This is a genomic window from Pseudomonas sp. GD04019, assembly GCF_029837695.1.
Lineage (GTDB): Bacteria > Pseudomonadota > Gammaproteobacteria > Pseudomonadales > Pseudomonadaceae > Aquipseudomonas.
Window position 1 is genome coordinate 32,832 of the sequence record NZ_JAOEEA010000012.1, and the last position, 21,936, is coordinate 54,767.

Consider the following 21,936-nt stretch of genomic DNA (forward strand, 5'->3'; position numbering starts at 1 on the left):
AAATGGCCGCCTCGACAGAATTTTCACCTGTCGGCGCGGACAATTTTCGCCCTCATCAACAGCGGACTCCATTCGTCATGCCTTCAGTGGACGCCTCCCGTTCCCCTGCGCAACCCCTCGCGCCCCTGCCGCCCACTGTGGCCGGCCACCTGCTCTTCACCCTCGCCAGTGCCCTGGTGCTGATGCTGATGTATTCGGCGCTGCGCCTGGCGCTGCTGCACCACAACAGCGAGCTGATCGCCGATGTCAGCCGTGGCGACCTGTTCGAGGCCTTCTTCAACGGCCTGCGCTTCGACCTGCGGGTGGTGGTGTACGCCGTGGCGCCGCTGCTGTTGTCGCTGCTCAGCCCGCGCGCCATGGCGGCGCGCAATGCCCACGTGGTGTGGCTGACGCTGGTCGCCAGCCTGACCCTGCTGCTCGGCGTGGTGGAGATGGACTTCTACCGCGAGTTCCACCAGCGCTTGAACAGCCTGGTGTTCCAGTACCTGGAGGAGGACCTGGCTACCGTGTCGAGCATGCTCTGGCACGGCTTCCCGGTGGGCCGCTACCTGCTGGCCTGGGCCCTGGCGACGCTGGCGCTGGGCATGCTGTTCCACTGGCTGGAGGGCGCCACCCGGCCGCGCCGGGCCAAGCCGGCGCTGGCCTGGTACTGGCGCCTCGGCGTGTTCTTCCTGTGCCTGTTGCTGGCGGTGATCTGCGCCCGCGGCACCCTCAAGCAGGGGCCGCCGCTGCGCTGGGGCGATGCCTTCACCACCGATTCGATGTTCGCCAACCACCTGGGTTTGAATGGTGTGCTGACGTTGGTCGATGCCGCCGAGAACAGCTTCTCCAGCCACCGCGACAACGCCTGGAAGGCCACCATGCCCGATGCCGAGGCGCTCGCCGTGGTACGCCAGATGCTGCTCGGCGAGCAGGACGTGCTGGTGGACGAGGACAGCGCCGCGATCCGCCGCGACTCCACGCCGCTGGCGGCAGGCACGCTGCCGATCAAGCACGTGGTGGTGATTCTGATGGAGAGCTTCGCTGGGCGCTGGGTCGGCGCGCTGGGCAGCGACGCCGGCATCACCCCGAACTTCGACCGCCTGAGTCGGGAGGGGCTGCTGTTCACCCGCTTCTTCTCCAACGGCACCCACACCCACCAGGGCATGTTTGCCACCATGGCGTGCTTCCCCAACCTGCCGAGCTTCGAGTACCTGATGCGCACGCCGGAAGGCAGCCACCAGTTCTCCGGCCTGCCGCAGCAGCTCGGCGCGCGCGGCTACGACGACCTGTACGTGTACAACGGCAACTTCCAGTGGGACAACCAGTCCGGGTTCTTCAGCAACCAGGGCATGCGCAACTTCATTGGCCGCGAGGACTTCGTCGACCCGGTGTTCATCGACCCGACCTGGGGCGTGTCCGACCAGGACATGTTCGACCGCGCCGCCGTGGAGCTGAACAAATTGGACCCTGCCAAGCCGTTCTATGCGCTGCTGCAGACCCTGTCCAACCACACGCCGTACGCACTGCCGGAGCAGTTGCCGATGCCGCCGGTGACCGACCGCGGCTCGCTCAACCAGCACCTCACCGCCATGCGTTACTCGGACTGGGCGCTGGGGCAGTTCTTCGACAAGGCGAAGCAGGCGCCGTACTACAAGGACACCCTGTTCGTGATCGTCGGCGACCACGGCTTCGGCAGCCCGGAGCAGCTCACCGAGATGGACCTGTTCCGCCACAACGTGCCGCTGCTGCTGCTCGCGCCGGGCATCCAGGACAAGTTCGGCGCGCGCCGCGACACGGTCGGCACGCAGATCGACGTGGTGCCGACCATCATGGCTCGTCTGGGCGGCAAGACCCGCCAGCAGTGCTGGGGCCGCGACCTGCTCGGCCTGCCCGAGGGCGACCAGGGCATCGGCGTGATCAAGCCGTCCGGCAGCGACCAGACGGTGGCCATCGTCAGCGGCGAGAAGATCCTGGTGCAGCCCAAGGACCTGCCGGCCAAGCTGTATCGCTATGACCTCGGCGCGCGCAAGGCGCAGGTGGTGCAGGGCGATGCCCAGCAGCCGGAGCTGCAGAAACGCCTGGAGGCCTTCCTGCAGGTGGCGACCCAGAGCCTGCTGCGCAACACCGCCGGCGTCACCGACGCCGCCGGCAAGGACTCGCGCTAGCTAGAGCGCTTCCAGCCGCGGACGCAGCTCCTCCAGGCTGACGTGGCGGCCCATGTGCTCGCCTCGCTCGATGGCCCAGGCATGCCGCACGGCCGGGTCGTCGGCCAGGCGACCCAGATAGGCGTGCAGGTTGGGGTAGTCGCGCTGCAGGTCGAACAGGTGGTGGTATTGCACCCAGCGGCCGAGGCCGGCCAGGTAGGCATCGGCCAGGCTGCGCCGCTCGCCCAGCAGCCACTGCTTGCCAGTCAAGAGCCGCTCCAGGTGGGCGCAGGTCATGGCCACGTCGGCACCGCCCAGGCGGCGCAGCAACTGCTGTTCGGCTTCGCCCAGGTCCGCCAGCTCGTAGGCCTTCCACAGCGGGATGAAGGCGGCGAAGAAGTCGGTATTGAGGAAGGCCAGGGTCTGCACCAGGCGGTCGTACTGGGCGGTGCCCGGGGCGATGCCGATGCCGCTCTCCAGGCCGCGGCCGTTGAGGTGTAGCAGGATGGCCAGGCTTTCGGTCAATACGCGGTCGTCTTCGAGCAACAGGGCGGGCGTCTGCAGCAGCGGATTGACCTTGGTGTAGAGCCGGTCCCAGGGCTGCTCCAGCATCTCCACGCGATTGAGCAGGTAGGGTTGGCCGAGCCATTCGAGGGCGACCAGGGAGCCGAACGAGCAGCCTTGGGGAACACCGTAGAAGAGGATGGGGTGCATGCTTGTTTCCTTGTGCGGGTGGGTGTGGAGACAAGCTAGGGCTTAATCAGGCTATATTCCGTCCTATATAGATTCGGGAGTTCACCATGGCCAAGCCGACGACCCGGGTGCTGGCGGTGCTGGAGCTGTTGCAGGCCCACGGCCAGCTCAGTGGCAGCGAACTGGCACGGCGCCTGGAGGTGGATGGACGGACCCTGCGGCGCTACATCGCCGCGCTGGAGGAACTGGGCATACCGGTGCTGGCGGAGCGTGGTCGTTACGGCGGTTACCGTCTGGTCGCGGGCTTCAAGCTGCCGCCGCTGATGTTCACCCAGGACGAGACCCTGGCGGTGGCCCTCGGTCTGCTCGCCGCGCGGCGACTGGGCCTGGCGGAGGCGGCACCGGCGGTGGCCAGCGCCCAGGCCAAGCTGGAGCGGGTGATGCCGGCCGACCTGAAGCCGCGCATGCGTGCGCTCAGCGAAAGCATCACCCTGGCGGTGCCGGCGGCCCGCGCCGAGGGCGGCGACCAAGTGCTGCTGCCGCTGGCCTCGGCGGCCCAGCTACGCCAGCGGGTACACCTGAGCTACCGCAGCGGGGACGGCCGGGAAAGCAGCCGAGACTTCGACCCCTACGGCCTGATCTACCGCGATGGCCGCTGGTACGCGGTGGGCCATTGCCACCTGCGTGTCGGTCTGCGCTCGTTTCGCCTGGATCGCGTGGCCCGGGTCACGCCCCTGCCGGCCTCGTTCGGCAAGCCCGAGGATTTCGACATCGAGGCCTACCTGGACCAGAGCCTGGCCAAGGTGCCGCGGCCCATCGCGGTGCAGGTATTGCTGCGCTGCGACCTGCAGCAGGCGGGGCTGGAGCTGGGCGGGCGCCTCGGGTTGCTGCAGGCGGCAGAGGCTGGGGTGCTGCTGACGGCGCGCACCGAATCGCTCAACTGGTTCGCTCGCCAGCTGTGCCTGCTGTCCTGTCCATTCGAGGTCATCGAGCCGACCGGCCTGCGCGATGCCGTGGCCGACCATGCACGGGTGCTGCTGGCGCGCCTATCGGGGTGAGGCCCGCTGGAACTGCCGGGGCGCCACGCCGTTCCAGCGCTTGAAGGCATGAATGAAGTTGGACACCTCGCCGTAGCCCAGGCGCTCGGCGATCTCCTCCAGTGTCAGGCCGCCGGTGGCCAGCAGTTCTTCGGCCAGGGCCTGGCGCACTTCATCCAGCAGCAGGCGGAAGTTGCTGCCTTCCTCGTCCAGGCGTCGGCGCAGAGTGCGCGAGCTCATGTTCAGGCCGGCGGCCACCTGTTCCATGTCCGGCAAGCGGCCGGGACGTTCCAGCAGCAGGCTGCGGATGCGCCCGGCCAGACCACTGTGCTGGCTGCGCTTGGCCAGCAGGCGCTGGCACTGCTCCTCGCACAACTGTGCCGCCTGCGGGTGGGCGCCGGCCAGCGGCAGGTCGAGCAGATGGCGGGGGAAGACGAAGCGGTTATGCGCCTGGCCGAACCGCGGCAGCACGCCGATTTCCTCGACAAAGGGCCGCGGATCGGCCGGCTGCGGCAGGTTCAGCTCCACCCGCAGGATCGGCAGGTCGCGGTGGAACAGCTCGCGCAGCACCTGCAGCATGCCGGACAGGTCGCGTTCCAGGAGGAAGTCGCGCAGGTCGACGGGCACGTTGTGATCGTCCAGCAGCAGGTGCACCTCGGCGTCGTGCTCCTCCAGACGCATGTCGTGGAAGGCATAGGTCAGGTCCAGGTAGCGCAGGCCGAGGCCGGCGGCGTCGCGGAAGGTCGGGCTGGCGAGCAGGGCGAAGCCCCAGATGCCGTAGCTGTTGAGCCGGTAGCGCCGGCCCAGCGGCAGGCCCAGGCCGGGCCGTGTGCCTGCGGCATGCAGCAGATTGCGCACCAGCTGCAGCTCCTGCTCGGCCTCCACCTCGGCGCCGGGGTCGGCCAGCAGGCGCCAGTCCAGGCCGGTGCCCTGCAGGCAGGCGTCGAGGCTTAGGCCGAGATCGAGGCCGTACTGGGTGAGGAGTTGCACGCTGACGGCACTACGGCGTGGGCGAGGCATGGCTTGTCCGAAAGTCACAATTTATTGGCCGACTATGCCATAAACCGTGGCGAGGGGAGTGGGTAGCATCGCCGTCATCCGCAATACTGGCGGCTCACGGAGATAACAATGAATAAGATCACTCCCGAGCAGCAGGCGCCCCTGCGCGTGCTGATCATAGGCTCCGGCTTCGCCGGCCTCGGCCTGGCCATGCGCGTGCGCCAGCGCGGCGAGGACGACTTCCTGCTCCTCGAGAAGGGCAGCGAGCCCGGCGGCACCTGGCGCGACAATGATTACCCCGGCGCCGCCTGCGACGTGCCCTCGCACCTGTACTCCTTTTCCTTCGAACCGAAGACCGACTGGACCCGCCGTTACGCGCCCCAGGCGGAGATCTTCGCCTACGTGCGCCAGTGCATCGAGCGCCATGACCTGGCGCCGCGCATCCGTTGCAACAGCGAAGTGGCGGAGGCCTGGTTCGACGAGACGGCCGCGCTGTGGCGGGTGACCACGACCGACGGCGCCCGCTTCAGCGCGCGGGCGCTGGTCAGCGCCTGCGGCCAGCTCAACCGGCCGCTGTACCCGAATATCCCCGGGCTGGAGCGTTTCGCCGGGGATAGCTTCCACTCGGCGCGCTGGCGCCACGACGTGGATCTGGCCGGCAAGCGTGTGGCGGTGATCGGCACCGGGGCCAGCGCCATCCAGTTCGTGCCGCAGATCGCCGCCAAGGTCAGCAGGCTGCACCTCTTCCAGCGCACGCCGGCCTATGTGCTGCCCAAGCCGGATCGGCCGTACAGCCGCTTCGAGCTGGCGCTGATGCAGCGCTGGCCGTGGACGCAGAAGCTCGACCGGGCCTGGCAGTACCTGTTCCACGAGGTCCGTGGCGTGGCCTTCTTCGTTCTGCCCGCGCTAACGAAACCCTACCGCCAGCTGTTTCTCCGCCATATCGCCCGCGAAGTGGCCGATCCGCTGCTGCGGGCCAAGCTGACCCCGGACTACCCCTTGGGCTGCAAACGCATCCTGATCAGCAACGATTACTACCCGGCCCTGGTGCAGCCGCAGGTGGAGGTGGTGAACGAGGCGATCCGCGAGGTGACCGAGCGTGGCATCGTCACCGCCGACGGTGTGGAGCGCGAGGTGGACGTGCTGATCCATGGCACCGGCTTCGCTGCCAGCGACTTCCTCGCGCCGATGCAGATCCGCGGCCTCGGCGGTTTGGAACTGAACCAGGCCTGGCGCGACGGCGCCGAGGCCTACAAGGGCATCAGCGTTGCCGGCTTCCCCAACCTGTTCATCCTCTACGGGCCGAACACCAACCTGGGCCACAACTCGATCATCTACATGCTCGAGAGCCAGTTCCCCTATGTGCTGGACTGCCTGGCCAAGCTGGAGGAGGGCGTGCGCTACCTGGATGTGCGCCGGCCGGTGCAGGCCGAATGGAACCGCCGGGTGCAGCAGGCCATCGAGCACTCGGTGTGGGAGCAGGGCTGCAACAGCTGGTACAAGAATGCCGCCGGCAAGCACACCAACAACTGGTCCGGGTTCACCTTCAGCTATCGCCGCCACACCCGCCGGCCACAGTGGAGCGACTATGACCTGGTCCGTTGAGTTGCCGGCGCCGAGCCTCGCCCAGCGCCTGCTCACGGCGCTGCTACGGGCCAGCACCTGGCTGGTGTTCCGCAGCGGCATGCATCCGCGCCTGGCGCCGCGCCTCCAGCGCCGCGTGCTGCGCCTGGCCACCGCGATTGCGCCAACGGCGCGCGGGGTGCGCGTCGAACCGGGCGTGCTCGGCGGCGTTGCCTGCGAATGGCTGCTGTCGCCACGCGACAACGGCTGGGTGCTGCTGTATGTGCATGGCGGCGCCTTCATGGTCGGCAGCCCGCACACCCATCGGGCGATCACCACTCACCTGGCCAGGCGCACTGGCGCGCGGGTCTGCGCGCTGGACTACCGCCTGGCGCCGGAGCATCCCTGGCCGGCGGCGGCCGATGACGTGCTGGCGGCCTACCGGGCGCTGCTGGAGCAGGGCCAGCCGGCCGAACGCATTGTCCTGGCCGGTGACTCGGCCGGTGGTCATCTGGCTCTCACCTGTGCACTGCGCCTGCGTGAGCAGGGACTGCCGCAGCCAGCGGCGCTGGTGTGCCTGTCGCCGGTCACCGATCTGACGGGCAGCGTCTGGCACGAGCCAGCGGGCGGCGATCCGCTGATCACCCGCGGCTGGCTGCAGCAGGGAATAGGCGCCTACTGTCCAGCAAGCGAGGCGCGCAGCCAGCCGCTGCTGTCACCGCTGCGGGCCGAGTTGCATGATCTGCCGCCGCTGCTGGTGCAGGTCGGCGAGGACGAGCATCTGCTGGAACAGAGCCTGCGCCTGCGCGAGCGCCCGGGCCTGGACCTGCGCCTGGAGGTCTACCCGGGCCAGTGGCATGTGTTCCAGATCAATTGCGGCCTGCTGGCGGTGGCCGACTTGGCTATGCGTCGGATCAGCGAATTTCTTGGGGAGCGAGGTTGCCGATGAATACCATCCTGATCACCGGAGCCGCGTCTGGTATTGGCGCCGCCGCCGCCCGGTTGTTCCATTCCCGCGGTTGGAGCGTCGGCCTGCTGGATATCGATCAGCAGGCCCTCGCCGCGCTGGCGGCAGAGCTCGGTGGGGTGTGGCACGCCGCGCTCAATGTTACCGATGCCGGTGCGGTGCGCGAGGCGCTGCAGGACTTCTGCTCGGCCCACGGCGGCCGCCTGCGCCTGCTGTTCAACTCGGCCGGGGTGTTGCGCTTCGGCCATTTCGAGGACATCAGCCTGGAGGAGCACGCGCGCATCGTGCAGATCAACGTGCTCGGCCTGCTGCAGGTCACCCATGCGGCCTTCCCCTACCTCAAGGGCACGCCGGGCGCGCAGGTGGTCAATATGGGCTCCGCCTCGGGGCTGTACGGTACGCCGCATATGGTCAGCTACTCGGCCTCCAAGTTCGCTGTGCGCGGCCTGACCGAGGCGCTGGAGCTGGAGTGGCGACGCCATGGCATCCATGTCGGCGACCTGATGCCACCCTTCGTCGCCACGCCGATGGTCGACAGCCAGCGCTTCACGCCACCCGCGCTGCGGCGCATGGGGGTGAAACTGTGCGCCGACGACATCGCCCAGGCGCTGTGGCGGCAGGTCGAGCGGCCCAGGGTGCACAGGCCGATTCACTGGCTGTTCCGCCTGATGTACGGCGCCGGCCAGGTCTCGCCGCCGGCCATCAGTCGCCTGCTGATGGGCTGGATGAGCCGCGATTGAGCCGCCCGTCGCTGAAGCGCGGTTCAACGATGGGAGGGGCGGCAAGGTGCCCGGCTAGACGCTACCCTGAAAAAACGACGGTACCGGTCAGCATTCGTCTGACCAACCGTCCGCGGGCCTCTGGCTCGCGCATGACAGATCAGGCAGTCACTGCCTGATTCTCGGGCGGCACCGCGCGGTGCCGCATGGCCGCCAAATCCTTGGCGGCTGCGGTCGATCCATCGCCTGAGAGGAGGTCGTTTATGAGCACAGCCTTCCAAGATGATGTCAGCACTAACGTTCTGCGCCGCATGAAAGAGGGCGGCTTCGATTTCGCCCGTGTCCATCCCATCGAGTTCTACGCCATCTTCCCGAATGAGGATCGGGCCAGAGAGGCGGCCAGGCAGTTTCGCGGCGAGTCCATGAACGCGCAGGTGAGCATCCGCGAGGATGGCGCCTGGCACCTGCAGGTGAGCAAGGTGATGTATGCCACCCACGCCGGTATCGGCGATTTCGAGCAGGATCTGGAGGCTCTGGTGGTGCCGCTCGGCGGCGTGCTGGACGGCTGGGGCGTGACCCAGGAAGTCCGTCTCGACGCTCAGGTCGCCAGTCGGCTCTGAGCGCTGTGAATGCCGGCCAACCCGCTGGGTTGGTCGGTACACCTGTCTTCTCTTCTGTCTTTAACCAATCAGGCCGCGGTGCGCTGTTGCAGCGCCTCGAGGTAGCCGATCACGTCCGGTGCGCCGGCCAGGCGCAGGCCTTCGCCCAGGGCATTGGCCTCCGGCGAATCCTTGGGCAGCAACAGGAATTCCGGGGCATCCGGATAGCGCAGCAGCGACAGACGCGCATAGGGCAGGCCGTTGTCCAGCAGCAGGCTCATGAAGCTCGGCTCGCTCCAGGCCTGCACCGGCATGGCGGTCATGTGGTACAGCCGGCGTAGTTCGGCCAGGCCGCTGGCGCTCAAGCGATAGCGGGTCAGCTCGGCCGGCAGGGTGACTTCCAGGCCGCGCAGGCGGGCGTAGGCGATGGCGCAGGCGAACTCCTCGCCGTGCTGCTCGCCGGCCCAGAACATACGCTCGCCATACCAGCTGGCCTGGCGCAGCTCCACCGCCTCGGCGGCGAGGAAGCGCGGCATGGCTTGGCTGATGGTCTTGAGGAAATCCTTGTAACTGATGATGCGGGCGCAACGCCCGAGGGGGCAGGAGGCCAGCTCTTCGAAGCTGGTGAGTGAACTGTCCAGGCTCGGCGGCGGGCTGCACAGGCCATCGATTTCGCGCAGGTCGAAGTCGTCGAGGTGCACCTGCTGGCGTTCCACCACGCCCATCAGCACGGCGCGGGCGGCCGCCTTGTCTTCCTGCACGGGCCCGGAGAGGGCGTCGCGCGGCAAATCCACCAGGCGATGCAGCGGCGGGCCGGCCTGCCACCAGACGCTCGGTACCGGCACCGGCAACGCCTTGAATGGCAGGCGCAGACTGCGCGCACGCTCGAACACCAGGCGCGGCACACGGCCACTGAGGCCGAGGCGCTGGGCCAGCGCGGACAGGCGCGAGGCGATGCTGGTGGGGGATTCGGACAGACTCATGACCCGAAGGATACTCCTGGCACTACGGTGCCAGTGTGGCAGAGGCGTCGGCACGCTGCACTATACCGATGCATCGGGCCCATGATCATGGGCGCTGATTGAGCCGTTGCCTGTGGCAGAATGATGCCGATCATTTCGAGGGTGCCTCCATGCCCAGCCTGGTGCTGGATATCGCTTTGCCTGCGGAACGCTTCCTGGCCGTGTACCAGGGGCGTGCCAATCGGGTTCTGCTCTATAGCCGCGATGGCCGCAAGGTCAGCTTGCCGGCGCATCATTTGCGTCCATTCCTGCGCCATGACGGTATTCACGGCGTGTTCGAGCTGGAATTCAGCACGGCCGGGGAACTGCTGGGCCTGCGTCAGCTGCAATGAGACTCGAACGGTCTCCTTATTACTCCCTTGCCTCGCCTGAGGCTAGTGCCGGCGGCTATAATCGCGCTCTGTTTCCCACTGCCACCCCTTACTCCGAGCCGATCCGCCCATGTACGACCTGGCCCGCGCGCTGCTGTTCCGTCTCGCCCCCGAAACTTCTCACGAACTGTCCATCGACCTGATCGGTGCCGGTGGCCGCTTGGGCCTCAACGGCCTGGTATGCAAGGCGCCGAACAACCTGCCGGTGACGGTGATGGGCCTGCAGTTCGCCAACCCCGTGGGCCTGGCCGCCGGCCTGGATAAGAATGGCGACGCCATCGACGGCTTCGCCCAGCTCGGCTTCGGTTTCGTCGAGATCGGCACCGTGACCCCGCGCCCGCAGCCGGGCAACCCCAAGCCGCGCCTGTTCCGCCTGCCGGAAGCGACCGCGATCATCAATCGCATGGGCTTCAACAACCATGGCGTCGATCACCTGCTGGCTCGGGTCGCGGCGGCCAAGTACCAGGGCGTGCTGGGCATCAATATCGGCAAGAACTTCGATACGCCGGTCGAGCGCGCGGTGGACGACTACCTGATCGGCCTGGACAAGGTCTACGCCCACGCCAGCTACGTCACCGTCAACGTCAGCTCACCGAACACCCCCGGCCTGCGCAGCCTGCAGTTCGGTGACCAGCTCAAGCAGTTGCTCGAAGCCCTGCGCCAGCGCCAGGAAGACCTGGCCGCACAGCATGGCAAGCGTGTGCCACTGGCGATCAAGATCGCCCCGGACATGAGCGACGAGGAAACCGTGCAGGTAGCCCAGGCCTTGGTGGAGACCGGCATGGACGCGGTGATCGCCACCAACACTACCCTCGGCCGCGAGGGAGTGGAGAATCTGCCGTTCGGCAACGAGGCCGGTGGCCTGTCCGGCGCGCCGGTGCGCGACAAGAGCACCCACACCGTGCGCGTGCTGGCTGGCGAGCTGAAGGGCCGCCTGCCGATCATCGCCGTGGGCGGTATCACCGAGGGCGCGCACGCGGCGGAGAAGATCGCCGCCGGGGCTAGCCTGGTGCAGATCTATTCCGGATTTATCTACAAGGGGCCGGCGCTGATTCGCGAGGCGGTGGACGCCATCGCTGCGCTGCCGAAGAACTGAAGTCATAAAAAGGGCCCCGGAGGGGCCCTTGGGCTCTCGCCCACCGCCCGGATGGGACGGTCTGGTGAAGTCGGGGTGATCCTGATTCAGCCGACGGCGTGGAGTTCGTTGAGTCTGTGGATGCCGGCGGTGCCGGTCAGTCCGTCCCAGTTGTCACCGCGGCCCTCGCGCCAGCCGTTGATCCAGGCTTGACGGGTAGTAGGGTGGGTGAAAGGACACATATCGCGGGATTTACCATGAATGCCGTGCTGATAGCCGCGCAAGAAAGCTCGTTCCAACGGATCACGCTTAAGTCTTCTCATCGGGTGTTGCCCTCACTGTTGACTGTTATGTCCCGTTGGCCCCGTGGTGGGACCAGGCAGAAAGTGCTTCCGCCAGTGGGGCCCGCTGCCGGCGTGGCGGGCCACCTGCCGACACCGTTGCGGTGCCGGCCTGAGTTGATTTCTATCGAATGCGTTTCACCCTGTGAATGATCGTTTTGTCATAAGGACGTAACGTGAGTGGGATGGGAGCCATAAGGTTCAACTCTTTTTTGCGGGCCTCGTTGCTGAGGGCCGCGTCGTTGGGGAACCTCGGCTGTCCACGCAGGCGCTTTGCCATTGCGAACTGCTCTCGTCTACGAGCGCTGTTTATTCCGACGAAGGGTCGCGGTGCGACCTTCCGTCACATATGGTGGCCATGCAGCCACCCCGATTACTGGATGTCCCATGTCTGACCGCTACGAACTGATCCTTACCTGCCCCAAGAGCCTGGAAGGCCTGCTGCTCGAAGAAGCCAGCGGCCTGGGTCTGGAAGAGGCGCGCGAGCAGACCGCCGCCGTGCGGGGCTTCGCGCCCATCGAGGTGGGTTATCGCCTGTGCCTCTGGTCGCGCCTGGCCAACCGCGTGCTGCTGGTGCTGCGGCGTTTCCCGGTGAGCAACGCCGAAGAGCTGTACCAGGGTGTGCTGGCGGTGGACTGGGCCGAGCACCTGGACCCGTCCGGTACCCTGGCGGTGGAGTTCAGCGGCCATGGTGCCGGCATCGACAACACCCACTTCGGCGCGCTGAAGGTCAAGGACGCCATCGTCGACAAGTTGCGCACCCCGGCCGGCACCCGCCCGTCGATCGACAAGGTCGACCCGGACGTGCGCGTACACCTGCGCCTGGACAAGGGCGAGGCCGTCCTGTCGCTGGACCTGGCCGGACACAGCCTGCACCAGCGCGGCTACCGCCTGCAGCAGGGCGCCGCGCCGCTCAAGGAAAACCTGGCCGCGGCCATCCTGATCCGTGCCGGCTGGCCGCGCATCGCCGCCGAGGGCGGCGCCCTGGCCGACCCCATGTGCGGCGTAGGCACCTTCCTGGTCGAGGCGGCGATGATGGCCGCCGATATGGCGCCTAACCTGCGCCGTGAGCGCTGGGGCTTCTCCAACTGGCTGGGTCACGTGCCGGCGATCTGGAAGAAGCTGCACGCCGAGGCCGAACAGCGTGCCGCCGCCGGCCTGGCCAAGCCGCCGCTGTGGATTCGCGGCTACGAGGCCGATCCGCGGTTGATCCAGCCGGCCCGCAACAACATCGAGCGCGCCGGCCTCGGCGAATGGGTCAAGCTGTACCAGGGCGAGCTGGCCACCTTCGAGCCGCGCCCGGACAAGAACCAGACCGGTCTGATCGTCAGCAACCCGCCCTATGGCGAGCGCCTGGGTGATGAAGCGAGCCTGCTGTATCTCTACCAGAACCTCGGCGAGCGCCTGCGCCAGAGCTGCCTGAACTGGGAGGCGGCGGTGTTCACCGGCGCGCCGGAGCTGGGCAAGCGCATGGGCCTGCGCAGCCACAAGCAGTATTCGTTCTGGAACGGCGCGCTGCCGTGCAAGCTGCTGCTGTTCAAGGTGCTGCCCGAGCAGTTCGTCACCGGTGAGCGCAGCGAGCGGCGCCAGGCTGGCGAGGAGGGCGTTGCGGCTCCGGTGGCCAGCGAGCCGGCGCGCCTGTCCGAAGGCGGGCAGATGTTCGCCAACCGCCTGCAGAAGAATCTCAAGAGCCTGGGCAAGTGGGCGAAGAAGGCCGGCATCGAGTGCTATCGCCTGTACGACGCCGACATGCCGGAGTACGCCCTGGCCATCGACCTGTACCGCGACTGGGTGCACGTGCAGGAGTACGCACCGCCGCGCTCCATCGACCCGGACAAGGCCCAGGCGCGCCTGCTCGATGCGCTGGCCGCGATTCCGGTGGCCCTGGGCATCTCGCCGGACAAGGTGGTAATCAAGCGCCGCGAGCGCCAGGCCGGCACCAAGCAGTACGAGCGCCAGGCCAGCCAGGGCCAGTTCATGGAAGTGAACGAGGGCGGCGTGCGCCTGCTGGTCAACCTGACCGACTATCTGGACACCGGCCTGTTCCTCGATCACCGCCCGCTGCGCCTGCGCATCCAGCAGGAGGCAGCCGGCAAGCGCTTCCTCAACCTGTTCTGCTACACCGCCACGGCCACCGTGCACGCGGCCAAGGGCGGCGCGCGCAGCACCACCAGCGTCGACCTGTCGAAGACCTACCTGGACTGGGCGCGACGCAACCTGTCGCTCAACGGCTTCTCCGACAAGCAGCGCCTGGAGCAGGGCGACGTAATGGCCTGGCTGGAGGCCGATCGCGGCGAGTACGACCTGATCTTCATCGACCCGCCGACCTTCTCCAACTCCAAGCGCATGGAAGGGGTGTTCGACGTGCAGCGCGACCACGTGCACCTGCTCGACCTGGCCATGGCGCGCCTGGCCAAGGGCGGCGTGCTGTACTTCTCCAACAACTTCCGCAAGTTCCAGCTCGACGAGAGCCTGGCCGAGCGCTACGCGGTGGAGGAGGTCAGTGCCCAGACCATCGACCAGGACTTCGCCCGCAATCCGAAGATCCACCGGGCCTGGCGTCTGACCGCCAAGGCTTGAGCATCGCACCCATGAAAGAGTCCGCCGATGGCGGGCTCTCGCGAGGCATTTCGCAGTTCAAGATGGTAGCCCGGACGCAATCCGGGAAGCAGGCAACTCCGCCCTCGGATTGCATCCGGGCTACCCAGGGTTTGATGCAGCACCGATGAAAGAAGGGCAGGAAAGCCGTTTTTCACGGCGAAGCTACCCGAAGGGGTAGCACAGGGATGTACGCCATGAAAAAGCCCGCCAGATGGCGGGCTTTTTCGTTGCAACGCACTCAGCGCCGGTAGATATCCAGCAGCACCTGGTCGAGGATCGCCGAGGCACCCCAGGGACGCTGGTCGTTGAGGATTGCCACCACCACCCAGTTCTGTCCCTTGGCCGTGCGGGTGAAGCCGGCGATGGCGCGCACGTTGTTCAGGGTCCCGGTCTTGATGTGGCCCTGGCCCTCCATGCCGGTGCGCTTGAGGCGCTTGCGCATGGTGCCGTCCATGCCCACCAGCGGCATCGAGGCGATGAACTCCGCCGCGTAGGGGCTGTGCCAGGCGGCCTGCAGCATGCCGGCCATCTCGCGGGCGCTGACCCGCTCGGCGCGCGACAGGCCTGAGCCGTTCTCGATCACCAGGTGCGGCGCGGTGATGCCCTTCTTCGCCAGCCAGTTGCGGATCACCCGCTGGGCGGCCTTGGCGTCGTCCGGGTCGGCGCGGTCGCGGAAGTTCTGCCCCAGACTGAGGAACAGCTGCTGGGCCATGGTGTTGTTACTGTACTTGTTGATGTCGCGGATGATCTCGGTGAGGTCCGGCGAGAAGGTGCGCGCCAGCAACTGGGCGTTCTTCGGCACGTCGCCGACGCGGTCCTTGCCGATGATGCTGCCACCCAGTTCCTGCCAGATGGCGCGCACGGCGCCGGCGGCGTAGGCCGGGTGGTCGAGCAGGGCCAGGTAGGTCTGCGCGCTGCAGCCCTCGGCCAGCTTGCCGGTCACCACCAGGGTGGTGCCGTCGAACTGGGTCACCGGGTTGTAACGCACATCCGGCCAGGCCGGGCACTTGGCGGCGCCGAGGGCCTTGACCTTGTTGTCGATGCGCACGTTGGTCAGCGGCGGCTCCATCATCACGCTTACCTTGCCGCCGCTGGTGCGGGCGATCATGCGCACGGCCTTGAGGTTGACCAGCAGCGAGTCGGGGCCGACCAGGAACGGCTTGTTCGGGTCGCCGCCGTCGTCGTTGAAGCTGGGCAGGGTCGGGTGATGGAAGTGGTTGCGGTCCAGCACCAGGTCGCCGGTGATGCGCTGCACGCCGTTGGCGCGCAGGTCGCGCATCATCAGCCAGAGCTTCTCCATGTTCAGTTTGGGGTCGCCGCCACCCTTGAGGTAGAGGTTGCCGTTCAGCACGCCGTTCTTCAGCGGGCCGTCGCCGTAGAACTCGGTGCGCCACTGGTGGGTGGGGCCGAGCAGTTCCAGGGCGGCGTAGGTGGTGACCAGCTTCATGGTCGAGGCCGGGTTCACCGACACATCGGCGTTGTAGATGATGCCGCCGCCACTGCCATCCAGCGGCAGCGCTACGACCGACAGGCTGTTGGCGGAGATCTTGTTGGCCTTGAGCGACTGCTGCACCTTGGCCGGCAGCGTGCTGCTGACCTGGGCGGCGGAGAGCGGAAGAGCGATGGGAAGCAGGAGTGAAGCGACGACGAGACTGCGGAACGTTCTGATCATTGGCACTGGCCCAGGCAGAAAAAAGGGCGAAAAGAGGTGCGGATACCGCTGTTTTGCCGCGCATTATGCCCCAAGCATGCGGTGCTGGGGGCTCGAACAGCCAATCGCGCGGGCTTTATTTCTGAACGGGCGGGCAGCTCGTGCGGCAACCTGCTAGAGTGCCGCCCGTTGCAATCAATGAGTATCTAGGAGTGTTTATGGCCACCAACCGTTCCCGCCGCCTGCGCAAGAAACTGTGCGTCGACGAATTCCAGGAACTGGGCTGCGAGCTGACCCTCGGCTTCAACGAAGGCCTGAGCGAAGAAGGCGCCGACAAGTTCGTTGACGAGTTCCTGCGCGACGGCATCGACGCCAACGGTCTGGGCTACGTCGGCGGTGAAGACTACGGCTTCGTCTGCCTGGCCAAGCGCGGCTCGGTCAACGAGGAGCAGCGCGCTGCCCTGGAAGCCTGGCTGAAGGGCCGCAAAGAGCTGAGCGAGTTCAGCCTCAGCCCGCTGATGGACGTGTGGTATCCGGAGAACCCGGTAAACAAGGCCTGATCGGCCGCCACGCGCATGAAAAAGCCCGGCCAGTGCCGGGCTTTTTTATGGCCGGGATTCAGCTCAGGCCCGCCTTGGCCAGGATCGCCGCAGTGTCTACCGGATCGATCTGCTCGGGGCGCAGGTAGCGCTCGGCGTACAGCTGAGGGATGCCGGCGCGCACGAACAGGCCGAACAGCTCCGGGTCGACGTGGGCGCCGCGGCACATGCCGGCCATGATGGTGAGCGATTCGGTCAGGGTCTTGCCCTTCTTGTACGGGCGGTCTACCGCGGTGAGCGCCTCGAAGATGTCGGCAATCGCCATCATCCGCGCCGGCAGGCTCATTTCCTCGCGCCTCAGGCGTTTCGGATAGCCGCTGCCGTCCATCTTCTCGTGGTGCCCGCCGGCGATCTCCGAAACGTTCGCCAGGTGCTTGGGGAACGGCAGGTGATCGAGCATGCGGATGGTCTGCACCATGTGATTGTTGATGATGTAGCGCTCCTCGGCGGTGAGGGTGCCGCGGGTGATGCCCAGGTTGTACAGCTCGCCGCGGTTGTGCTTGTGCAGAGGCACGTCGAGCTTGAAGCCCCAGGGGTTGTCCGGCGCAATCAGTTCGCTGTCCGGGCGCTCCAGCAGGTGCTCGGGCTTGTCGGCCAGCAGCGGCTCCTGCACCGGCAGCGTGGGCGCGGGGCTGCGGGCCTGGCGCTGGTTCTCTTCCCAGGACACGCCGATGCGGTCGTCCAGGGTGCGGGTCCAGGTGCGCGCGCCGATGCTGCGCAGGCGTTCCAGGTCGGCGTCGGCCATGGCTTCGCCGCCCAGGTTGCAGCGGGCGATGAAGGCGAAATCGTCATCCAGCGCGGCCAGGGCCTGGTCGCGCAGGCTGGCCAGGTCGGTCTCCGCGCCGCCCTTGGCCACGCCCTCCCAGTAGGCGATCCAGGCATCGCGCTTGAGCACCTCGAAGCGGGTGCGTACCTCGTGGATGCGGTCGTAGATGGTCTCCAGCTTGGTCGCCTTGTCCACCACGTATTCCGGCGTGGTGACCTTGCCGCAGTCGTGCAGCCAGGCGGCGATATGCAGGGCTTCCCATTCCTCGTCGCTGGGCTGGTAGTCGGCGAATGGCCCGGCGTCGCTGGCGGCGGCGCGGGCGAGCATCAGGGTCAGTTCCGGCACCCGCTGGCAGTGGCCGCCGGTGTAGGGGCTCTTGGCGTCGATGGCACCGGCGATCAGCTGGATGAAGGCGTCGAGCAACTGCTTCTGCTGTTCCAGCAGGCGCTGGCTCTCGATGCACAGGGCGGCGACGCCGGACACCGCCTCGACATAGGCGATGCGCTGCGGCTTCAACATGGTCGGCTCGGCCTCTTCGCCAGTGTCGCGGTGCAGCAGCATCAGCACGCCGACCGTCTCGCCCTGGCGGTTATGCAGGCCGGTGCAGACCAGGTGTATGCGCGGGCTGTCGAGGGTATGCAGCAGGCTCTGGAAGCCTTCGGCCTGGTCGAAACCGAGGGAGGCCACGGCGGTGGCGCCACCCTCGGCCGGCTGGCGAATCCAGCTGGGGAGGTTGCTGGCGCCGGCCGGGTACTCGGGGATGCGGTGCTGTTCCAGGCTGTGCTGCTCGTCGTTGATGAACAGGCCGTGGGGTTCCAGCTTGCCGCTGCTGCCATCGCGCAGGTAGAGCAGGCCGGCGCTGGCCTCGCTGAGGTCGACCGTTTCCTTCAATACCCGGCGCAGCAGGGCGTCGAAGCGGGTCTCGGCGGACAGGCTGGCGGTGATGTCGAGGAAGCTGGACAGGGTGTCCTTCATCTTGCCCATGGCCACGGCCAGCTGGTCGATTTCCAGTACCGGCGAGCGGCCGCTGGCCGGGTGGGCGAAGTTGAAGCTGCGGATCGCTTCGGCCTCGGTCACCAGGGCGCGCAATGGCTTGACCAAGATGCGCGACATCAGCCAGCCGAGCGGTATGCACAGCAGCAGGATGGTCAGGGTCAGCATCGCGCCCTGCCAGCGAATGCGATAGGCATCGGCCAGCAGTTCTTCCTCCGGCGCCAGCAGGGCCAGGCGCAGGCCGTTGGGGCCGCCCTCATTGAGCTGGCTGTAGGACACCTGCCACTGCTTGCCGGCCAGTTTCATGGCGCCCTGACGATCCTTGTGCAGGCCACGCTGGAACAGTTCGCCGAGTGCGGGGCTCAGGCGATCGACCTGGGCCAGGTGGGGGGTGCCATTGCTCACCACCAGCTTGTCGATGTTCGGATAGGCCACCGCGGCGCCATCCGGGCGGTACAGCACGACCTCGGTGGAGGGCGTGACCTTGTGCCGGGCCAGGGTCGCGGAGAGGTCGGCCAGGGTCAGGTCGGCGCCGAGCACCGCGTCGCCGCTGCTGACGCGGGCGAGGGTGGTGCCGACGTCCTTGGTGGAGAAGAACGCATAGGGTTCGGTGGTGATCAGCTCGCCGCTGGCGCGGGCGCTCTTGTACCAGTCACGGACGCGTGGGTCGTATTTTTCGCTGAGGTTCTGCCGACGGCTGATCCAGTTGAGGTCGGCGTCGAAGTACTGCGACTCCGAGATCGGGCGGGCATCGCCGCTACGGTCGATTGTCCAGATCTGGAAGGCGGCGTTGCTCGGGGCGTCGAAGATCTGCTTGAGCCGCTCGTCGCGCAGTGGCCGCACCATGAAGAAGTCGCCGTCCTCGTAGCCCAGGTAGATCGAGGCCAGCTTGGGGTTGTCCTGCAGAGCCTGAGCGAACATCGGCAGCAGGCTCATGCGCTGGTAGCTGTCGCGTGCCAGGTTCTTCTCGTTGAGGGCGAGCAGGCCGAGCAGGCGGCGGATCGGCTGGTAGGTGTGCTGCAGGTCGGCTTCCACTTCCTCGCGCATCTGGCCGAACAGCTGCTTGCTGCTGGAGAGGATGACCTGGGTGGTCTGGTAGTAGTTGAACAGGCCGAGGATCACGCCGCTGCCGAGCAGCAGCAGAGTGAACAGCACGCTGATATGAACGTGGAGTGGAAAGCGCCGCTCTTTGCTTCGAGTCTTGCCCTGCATTGTCTCACTCCTTTGACAACATCTCAGGTCAGGCCAGAAGCATAGCCGCTTCGTCAGCTCTGCGAGTTCGTTCGACCTCGGCTCAACCACTGGGCCAGGCCGTGCATCAGCAGGGCCATCAGAATGGCCAGCACCACGCCGATCAGGCTGTTGAACAGGCGCACCTGGGCCAGGTGCCAGTCATGTGACAGGCTCTCGGCCAGCAGCACGAAGCTGATCGTCACCTGCAACACGAACAGGCCGTAGTGATGGGCCTGGAAGGCGCGGCTGAGAGTGATCAGCGGCAGGATGAACGCCACCATCAGCGGCGGGCTCTGCAGGCTGTGGCCGAAATAGATCAGCAACGCCGCGGCGCACAGGCTGGCCATGCTCAGCTGCAGGGCGCGCACCAGGCTGCCGCGGATCTCCAGCTGCAGGGTGGCGATCAGTGCCAGGGTCAGCCAGTAGCCGCGCTGCAGGTCGGCCAGCTGGACGATCAGGCCGGCCGCCGCGCAACCCAGGGTGCAACCCAGCGCATGCAAGCGCCAGCGCTGTTCCGGCAGGCGCTTGGCGTGTCGCTTGAGGACCTTGAGGATGGCCATGAAACGCGGCATGTACGGCCACATGCGCAGGCCATGCAGGCCGCGCAGGCCGAAGGCGAGCAGGGCGACCCAGAGCCCGCCGAGGACGAACAGCGCGCCTACCGCATCGGCGTTCTTCAGGCTGCCGATACCGAACTGGCCCTGGCCGAGGCACAGACACACGGCCAGGCCGATGCCCAGCTTGCCGGCCTCGGTGCCGAAGCGCTGCAGCCAGGCCAGGAGAAAACCGTAGGCGCCAAACAGGCAGAGGCTGAGCAGCGGGTGGCTGGCCGACCAGAAGCCCAGGCCGGCGCTGCAGGCGCCGAGCAGGGTGAGCAACAGCAGGCGCAGCATGCCGAAGCGGTGCAGCGGGTTGGCCTGAGCGGCCTGAAAGGCGCCGACCGAGGCCCAGAGAAAACCGGGATGGCCGCTGAACAGCCCGAGCACCAGGGGCAGGGCGCAACCCAGGCCGGCGATCACCGCCGGGCCCCAGGCCGGTGGGCCTGCGTGCCAGCTGATCGCCTGCTTGAGCAGCTCCTTCATCGCATCACACCGGGCTGGAGCGCCCGGTCATCTCCCGGGCCATTTCGGTGGCGTAGCTGTCGGTCATGCCGGCGATGAAGTCGATCATGCGCAGGAATGACAGGTACAACGGCCAGCCCGGCTCCGGCGCGTAGTGCGCCAGCAGGTCGAGGATGCGCCGGTTCTTGAACGACAGGCCGCGCCCGGAATGCTGCTCCAGAGCCGCGCCGCAGAAGGCGTTGAGCAGAATTTCCAGGGTGGTGTAGGCGCCGATCTCGTGCAGGGTCTTGCGCTTGTCCTGGAAGATCTTCTCCCGCGCCATGCCCTTGGCGCGCAGCACGCAACGCTTGGCCGGGCCGTGCATGTGCTCCACCAGATCACCTTCCAGGGTGCCACTGAGCAAGGCCGGCTGCTGCTCGACGAAGGCCCGCGCGGCAGCGTTGGTCAGGTGTTCGATGGCCTTGCCGCGCAGGATCGCCAGCTTGCGTCGGCGCGAGTCGCTGGCGCCGAGCTGGCGGTAGGTTTCCGGCAGGTCGTCGCCGACCAGGTCAAACAGCAGCGCCTCGACCTCGGCATAGTCGAGCAGCTCCATCTCCACGCCGTCTTCCAGGTCGATCAGCGCGTAGCAGATGTCGTCCGCCGCCTCCATCAGATAGACCAGCGGATGGCGCGCCCAGCGCTGCTCGCCGAGCTGGGGCAGGCCGAGCTTGGCCGCGATCTGTTCCAGGCGCGGCAGCTCGTGCTGGTAGCAGCCGAACTTGTGCTTCTTGTAGCCCACGGCCTCGGCGTGGCGGGCGGTCCAGGGGTATTTCAGGTAGGTGCCGAGGGTCGCGTATGTCAGGCGCATACCGCCGTCGAACTGGTGGTATTCCAGCTGGGTGAGCACGCGGAAGCCCTGGGCATTGCCCTCGAAACTGAGGAAGTCGCCGCGTTCGGCGTCGCTCATGTCATCCAGCCAGCCGCGCCCGCTGGCCTGCTGGAACCAGTGGCGGATAGCGTCCTCGCCGGAGTGGCCGAACGGCGGGTTGCCGATGTCGTGGGCCAGGCAGGCGGACTGTACGATCACCCCCAGGTCGCTCGGCTCGCACCAGTTCGGCAGCGCGTCGCGCAGCATCTCGCCGACGCGCATGCCCAGCGAGCGGCCCACGCAGCCGACCTCCAGGGAGTGAGTCAGGCGCGTGTGAATATGATCGTTGCTGGAGACCGGGTGGACCTGGGTCTTGCGTCCCAGGCGGCGGAAGGCACCGGAGAAGATGATGCGGTCGTGATCCTTGTGAAAGGGGCTGCGGCCCAGCTCGTCAGAGCTATGGACAGGTTTGCCGAGACGTTCACGGGTGAGCAGGGTTTGCCAATCCAAGGACTGTCCTCGCCGGTGGGTGGTTTCCTGGCTCCGCCAGGCCGTATGGCCCTAGCTTCGGTGTTCACGGCGATGCCTGCAAGTACCGGGGCGCTTTGGTCCCGCCACCACTGAGCGGGCGACAGGCGGCAGGGCGATGCATGGTTTTTTTTGTGATCACAGT

General features: G+C 67.0%; 18 protein-coding genes. 10 read left to right on the top strand and 8 right to left on the bottom strand.

Translation table 11 applies throughout. From position 1 onward, the window contains the following. Nucleotides 1-77: 77 nt before the first annotated feature. Complete coding sequence (locus tag N7607_RS18300; protein ID WP_279867247.1) at nt 78-2,147, top strand: LTA synthase family protein; 2,070 nt, start codon at nt 78-80, stop codon at nt 2,145-2,147. On the opposite strand, the gene N7607_RS18305 is transcribed toward N7607_RS18300, so the two are convergent. Next, nucleotides 2,148-2,840 carry a glutathione S-transferase C-terminal domain-containing protein gene (locus N7607_RS18305; RefSeq protein ID WP_279867248.1) on the bottom strand — a complete coding sequence of 231 codons (693 nt, stop codon included), beginning with the start codon at nt 2,838-2,840 and terminating at the stop codon, nt 2,148-2,150. A gap of 86 nt (nt 2,841-2,926) precedes the next feature. Here N7607_RS18305 and N7607_RS18310 point away from each other — a divergent pair, with 86 nt between their 5' ends. After that, nucleotides 2,927-3,877, top strand: coding sequence for a YafY family protein (locus N7607_RS18310; RefSeq protein WP_279867249.1), 951 nt, complete (start codon nt 2,927-2,929; stop codon nt 3,875-3,877). Here the strand turns inward: N7607_RS18310 and N7607_RS18315 are convergent. Beyond that, a complete protein-coding gene (locus N7607_RS18315; RefSeq protein WP_279867251.1) occupies nt 3,866-4,876 on the bottom strand; it encodes an AraC family transcriptional regulator in 1,011 nt (336 codons plus the stop codon). The genes N7607_RS18310 and N7607_RS18315 overlap by 12 nt on opposite strands. Nucleotides 4,877-4,984: 108 nt before the next feature. Between N7607_RS18315 and N7607_RS18320 the strand changes: the two genes are divergently transcribed. The 4 genes from N7607_RS18320 to N7607_RS18335 all read left to right on the top strand — a co-directional run bounded on the left by N7607_RS18320 (nt 4,985) and on the right by N7607_RS18335 (nt 8,724). After that, nucleotides 4,985-6,460, top strand: coding sequence for an NAD(P)/FAD-dependent oxidoreductase (locus tag N7607_RS18320; protein ID WP_279867253.1), 1,476 nt, complete (start codon nt 4,985-4,987; stop codon nt 6,458-6,460). Next, on the top strand, nt 6,444-7,367 hold the full coding sequence (locus N7607_RS18325; RefSeq protein WP_279867254.1) for an alpha/beta hydrolase: 924 nt from the start codon (nt 6,444-6,446) through the stop codon (nt 7,365-7,367). The genes N7607_RS18320 and N7607_RS18325 overlap by 17 nt, the downstream gene beginning before the upstream one ends. Then, entirely contained in the window at nt 7,364-8,125 is a 762-nt protein-coding gene (locus N7607_RS18330; protein ID WP_279867255.1) for an SDR family oxidoreductase, read from the top strand. The genes N7607_RS18325 and N7607_RS18330 overlap by 4 nt, the downstream gene beginning before the upstream one ends. Before the next feature lie 242 nt (nt 8,126-8,367). Next, nucleotides 8,368-8,724 carry a ribonuclease E inhibitor RraB gene (locus N7607_RS18335; RefSeq protein WP_137972778.1) on the top strand — a complete coding sequence of 119 codons (357 nt, stop codon included), beginning with the start codon at nt 8,368-8,370 and terminating at the stop codon, nt 8,722-8,724. A 68-nt stretch (nt 8,725-8,792) separates the two neighbouring features. Here N7607_RS18335 and N7607_RS18340 read toward each other — a convergent pair whose 3' ends face one another. Next, nucleotides 8,793-9,686, bottom strand: a complete 894-nt coding sequence (locus N7607_RS18340) for a DUF6685 family protein (protein WP_279867257.1) — start codon at nt 9,684-9,686, stop codon at nt 8,793-8,795. Between the two features lie 149 nt (nt 9,687-9,835). Here N7607_RS18340 and N7607_RS18345 point away from each other — a divergent pair, with 149 nt between their 5' ends. Both N7607_RS18345 and N7607_RS18350 read left to right on the top strand, forming a co-directional pair. Then, entirely contained in the window at nt 9,836-10,057 is a 222-nt protein-coding gene (locus N7607_RS18345) for a DUF2835 domain-containing protein (RefSeq protein ID WP_279867421.1), read from the top strand. A 109-nt stretch (nt 10,058-10,166) separates the two neighbouring features. Then, complete coding sequence (locus tag N7607_RS18350; RefSeq protein WP_279867259.1) at nt 10,167-11,192, top strand: quinone-dependent dihydroorotate dehydrogenase; 1,026 nt, start codon at nt 10,167-10,169, stop codon at nt 11,190-11,192. A gap of 86 nt (nt 11,193-11,278) precedes the next feature. On the opposite strand, the gene rmf is transcribed toward N7607_RS18350, so the two are convergent. Continuing rightward, a complete protein-coding gene (gene rmf / locus N7607_RS18355) occupies nt 11,279-11,494 on the bottom strand; it encodes a ribosome modulation factor (RefSeq protein WP_043216230.1) in 216 nt (71 codons plus the stop codon). Between the two features lie 405 nt (nt 11,495-11,899). Between rmf and rlmKL the strand changes: the two genes are divergently transcribed. Next, a complete protein-coding gene (rlmKL, locus tag N7607_RS18360; RefSeq protein WP_279867263.1) occupies nt 11,900-14,092 on the top strand; it encodes a bifunctional 23S rRNA (guanine(2069)-N(7))-methyltransferase RlmK/23S rRNA (guanine(2445)-N(2))-methyltransferase RlmL in 2,193 nt (730 codons plus the stop codon). A 259-nt stretch (nt 14,093-14,351) separates the two neighbouring features. On the opposite strand, the gene dacB is transcribed toward rlmKL, so the two are convergent. Then, nucleotides 14,352-15,785, bottom strand: a complete 1,434-nt coding sequence (gene dacB / locus N7607_RS18365; RefSeq protein WP_279867264.1) for a D-alanyl-D-alanine carboxypeptidase/D-alanyl-D-alanine-endopeptidase — start codon at nt 15,783-15,785, stop codon at nt 14,352-14,354. A 197-nt stretch (nt 15,786-15,982) separates the two neighbouring features. Between dacB and N7607_RS18370 the strand changes: the two genes are divergently transcribed. Then, nucleotides 15,983-16,324, top strand: a complete 342-nt coding sequence (locus tag N7607_RS18370) for a 50S ribosome-binding protein YggL (RefSeq protein WP_137972784.1) — start codon at nt 15,983-15,985, stop codon at nt 16,322-16,324. A gap of 58 nt (nt 16,325-16,382) precedes the next feature. On the opposite strand, the gene N7607_RS18375 is transcribed toward N7607_RS18370, so the two are convergent. The 3 genes from N7607_RS18375 to N7607_RS18385 are packed head-to-tail and all read right to left on the bottom strand — an operon-like array spanning nt 16,383 to nt 21,773. Next, on the bottom strand, nt 16,383-19,334 hold the full coding sequence (locus N7607_RS18375; protein WP_279867265.1) for an HD domain-containing phosphohydrolase: 2,952 nt from the start codon (nt 19,332-19,334) through the stop codon (nt 16,383-16,385). A gap of 53 nt (nt 19,335-19,387) precedes the next feature. Further along, the gene (locus tag N7607_RS18380) at nt 19,388-20,437 is read right to left on the bottom strand and encodes an FUSC family protein (RefSeq protein WP_279867266.1); all 1,050 of its coding nucleotides are present in this window, start codon (nt 20,435-20,437) and stop codon (nt 19,388-19,390) included. Between the two features lie 4 nt (nt 20,438-20,441). Beyond that, a complete protein-coding gene (locus N7607_RS18385; protein WP_279867267.1) occupies nt 20,442-21,773 on the bottom strand; it encodes a deoxyguanosinetriphosphate triphosphohydrolase in 1,332 nt (443 codons plus the stop codon). Nucleotides 21,774-21,936 lie beyond the last annotated feature (163 nt).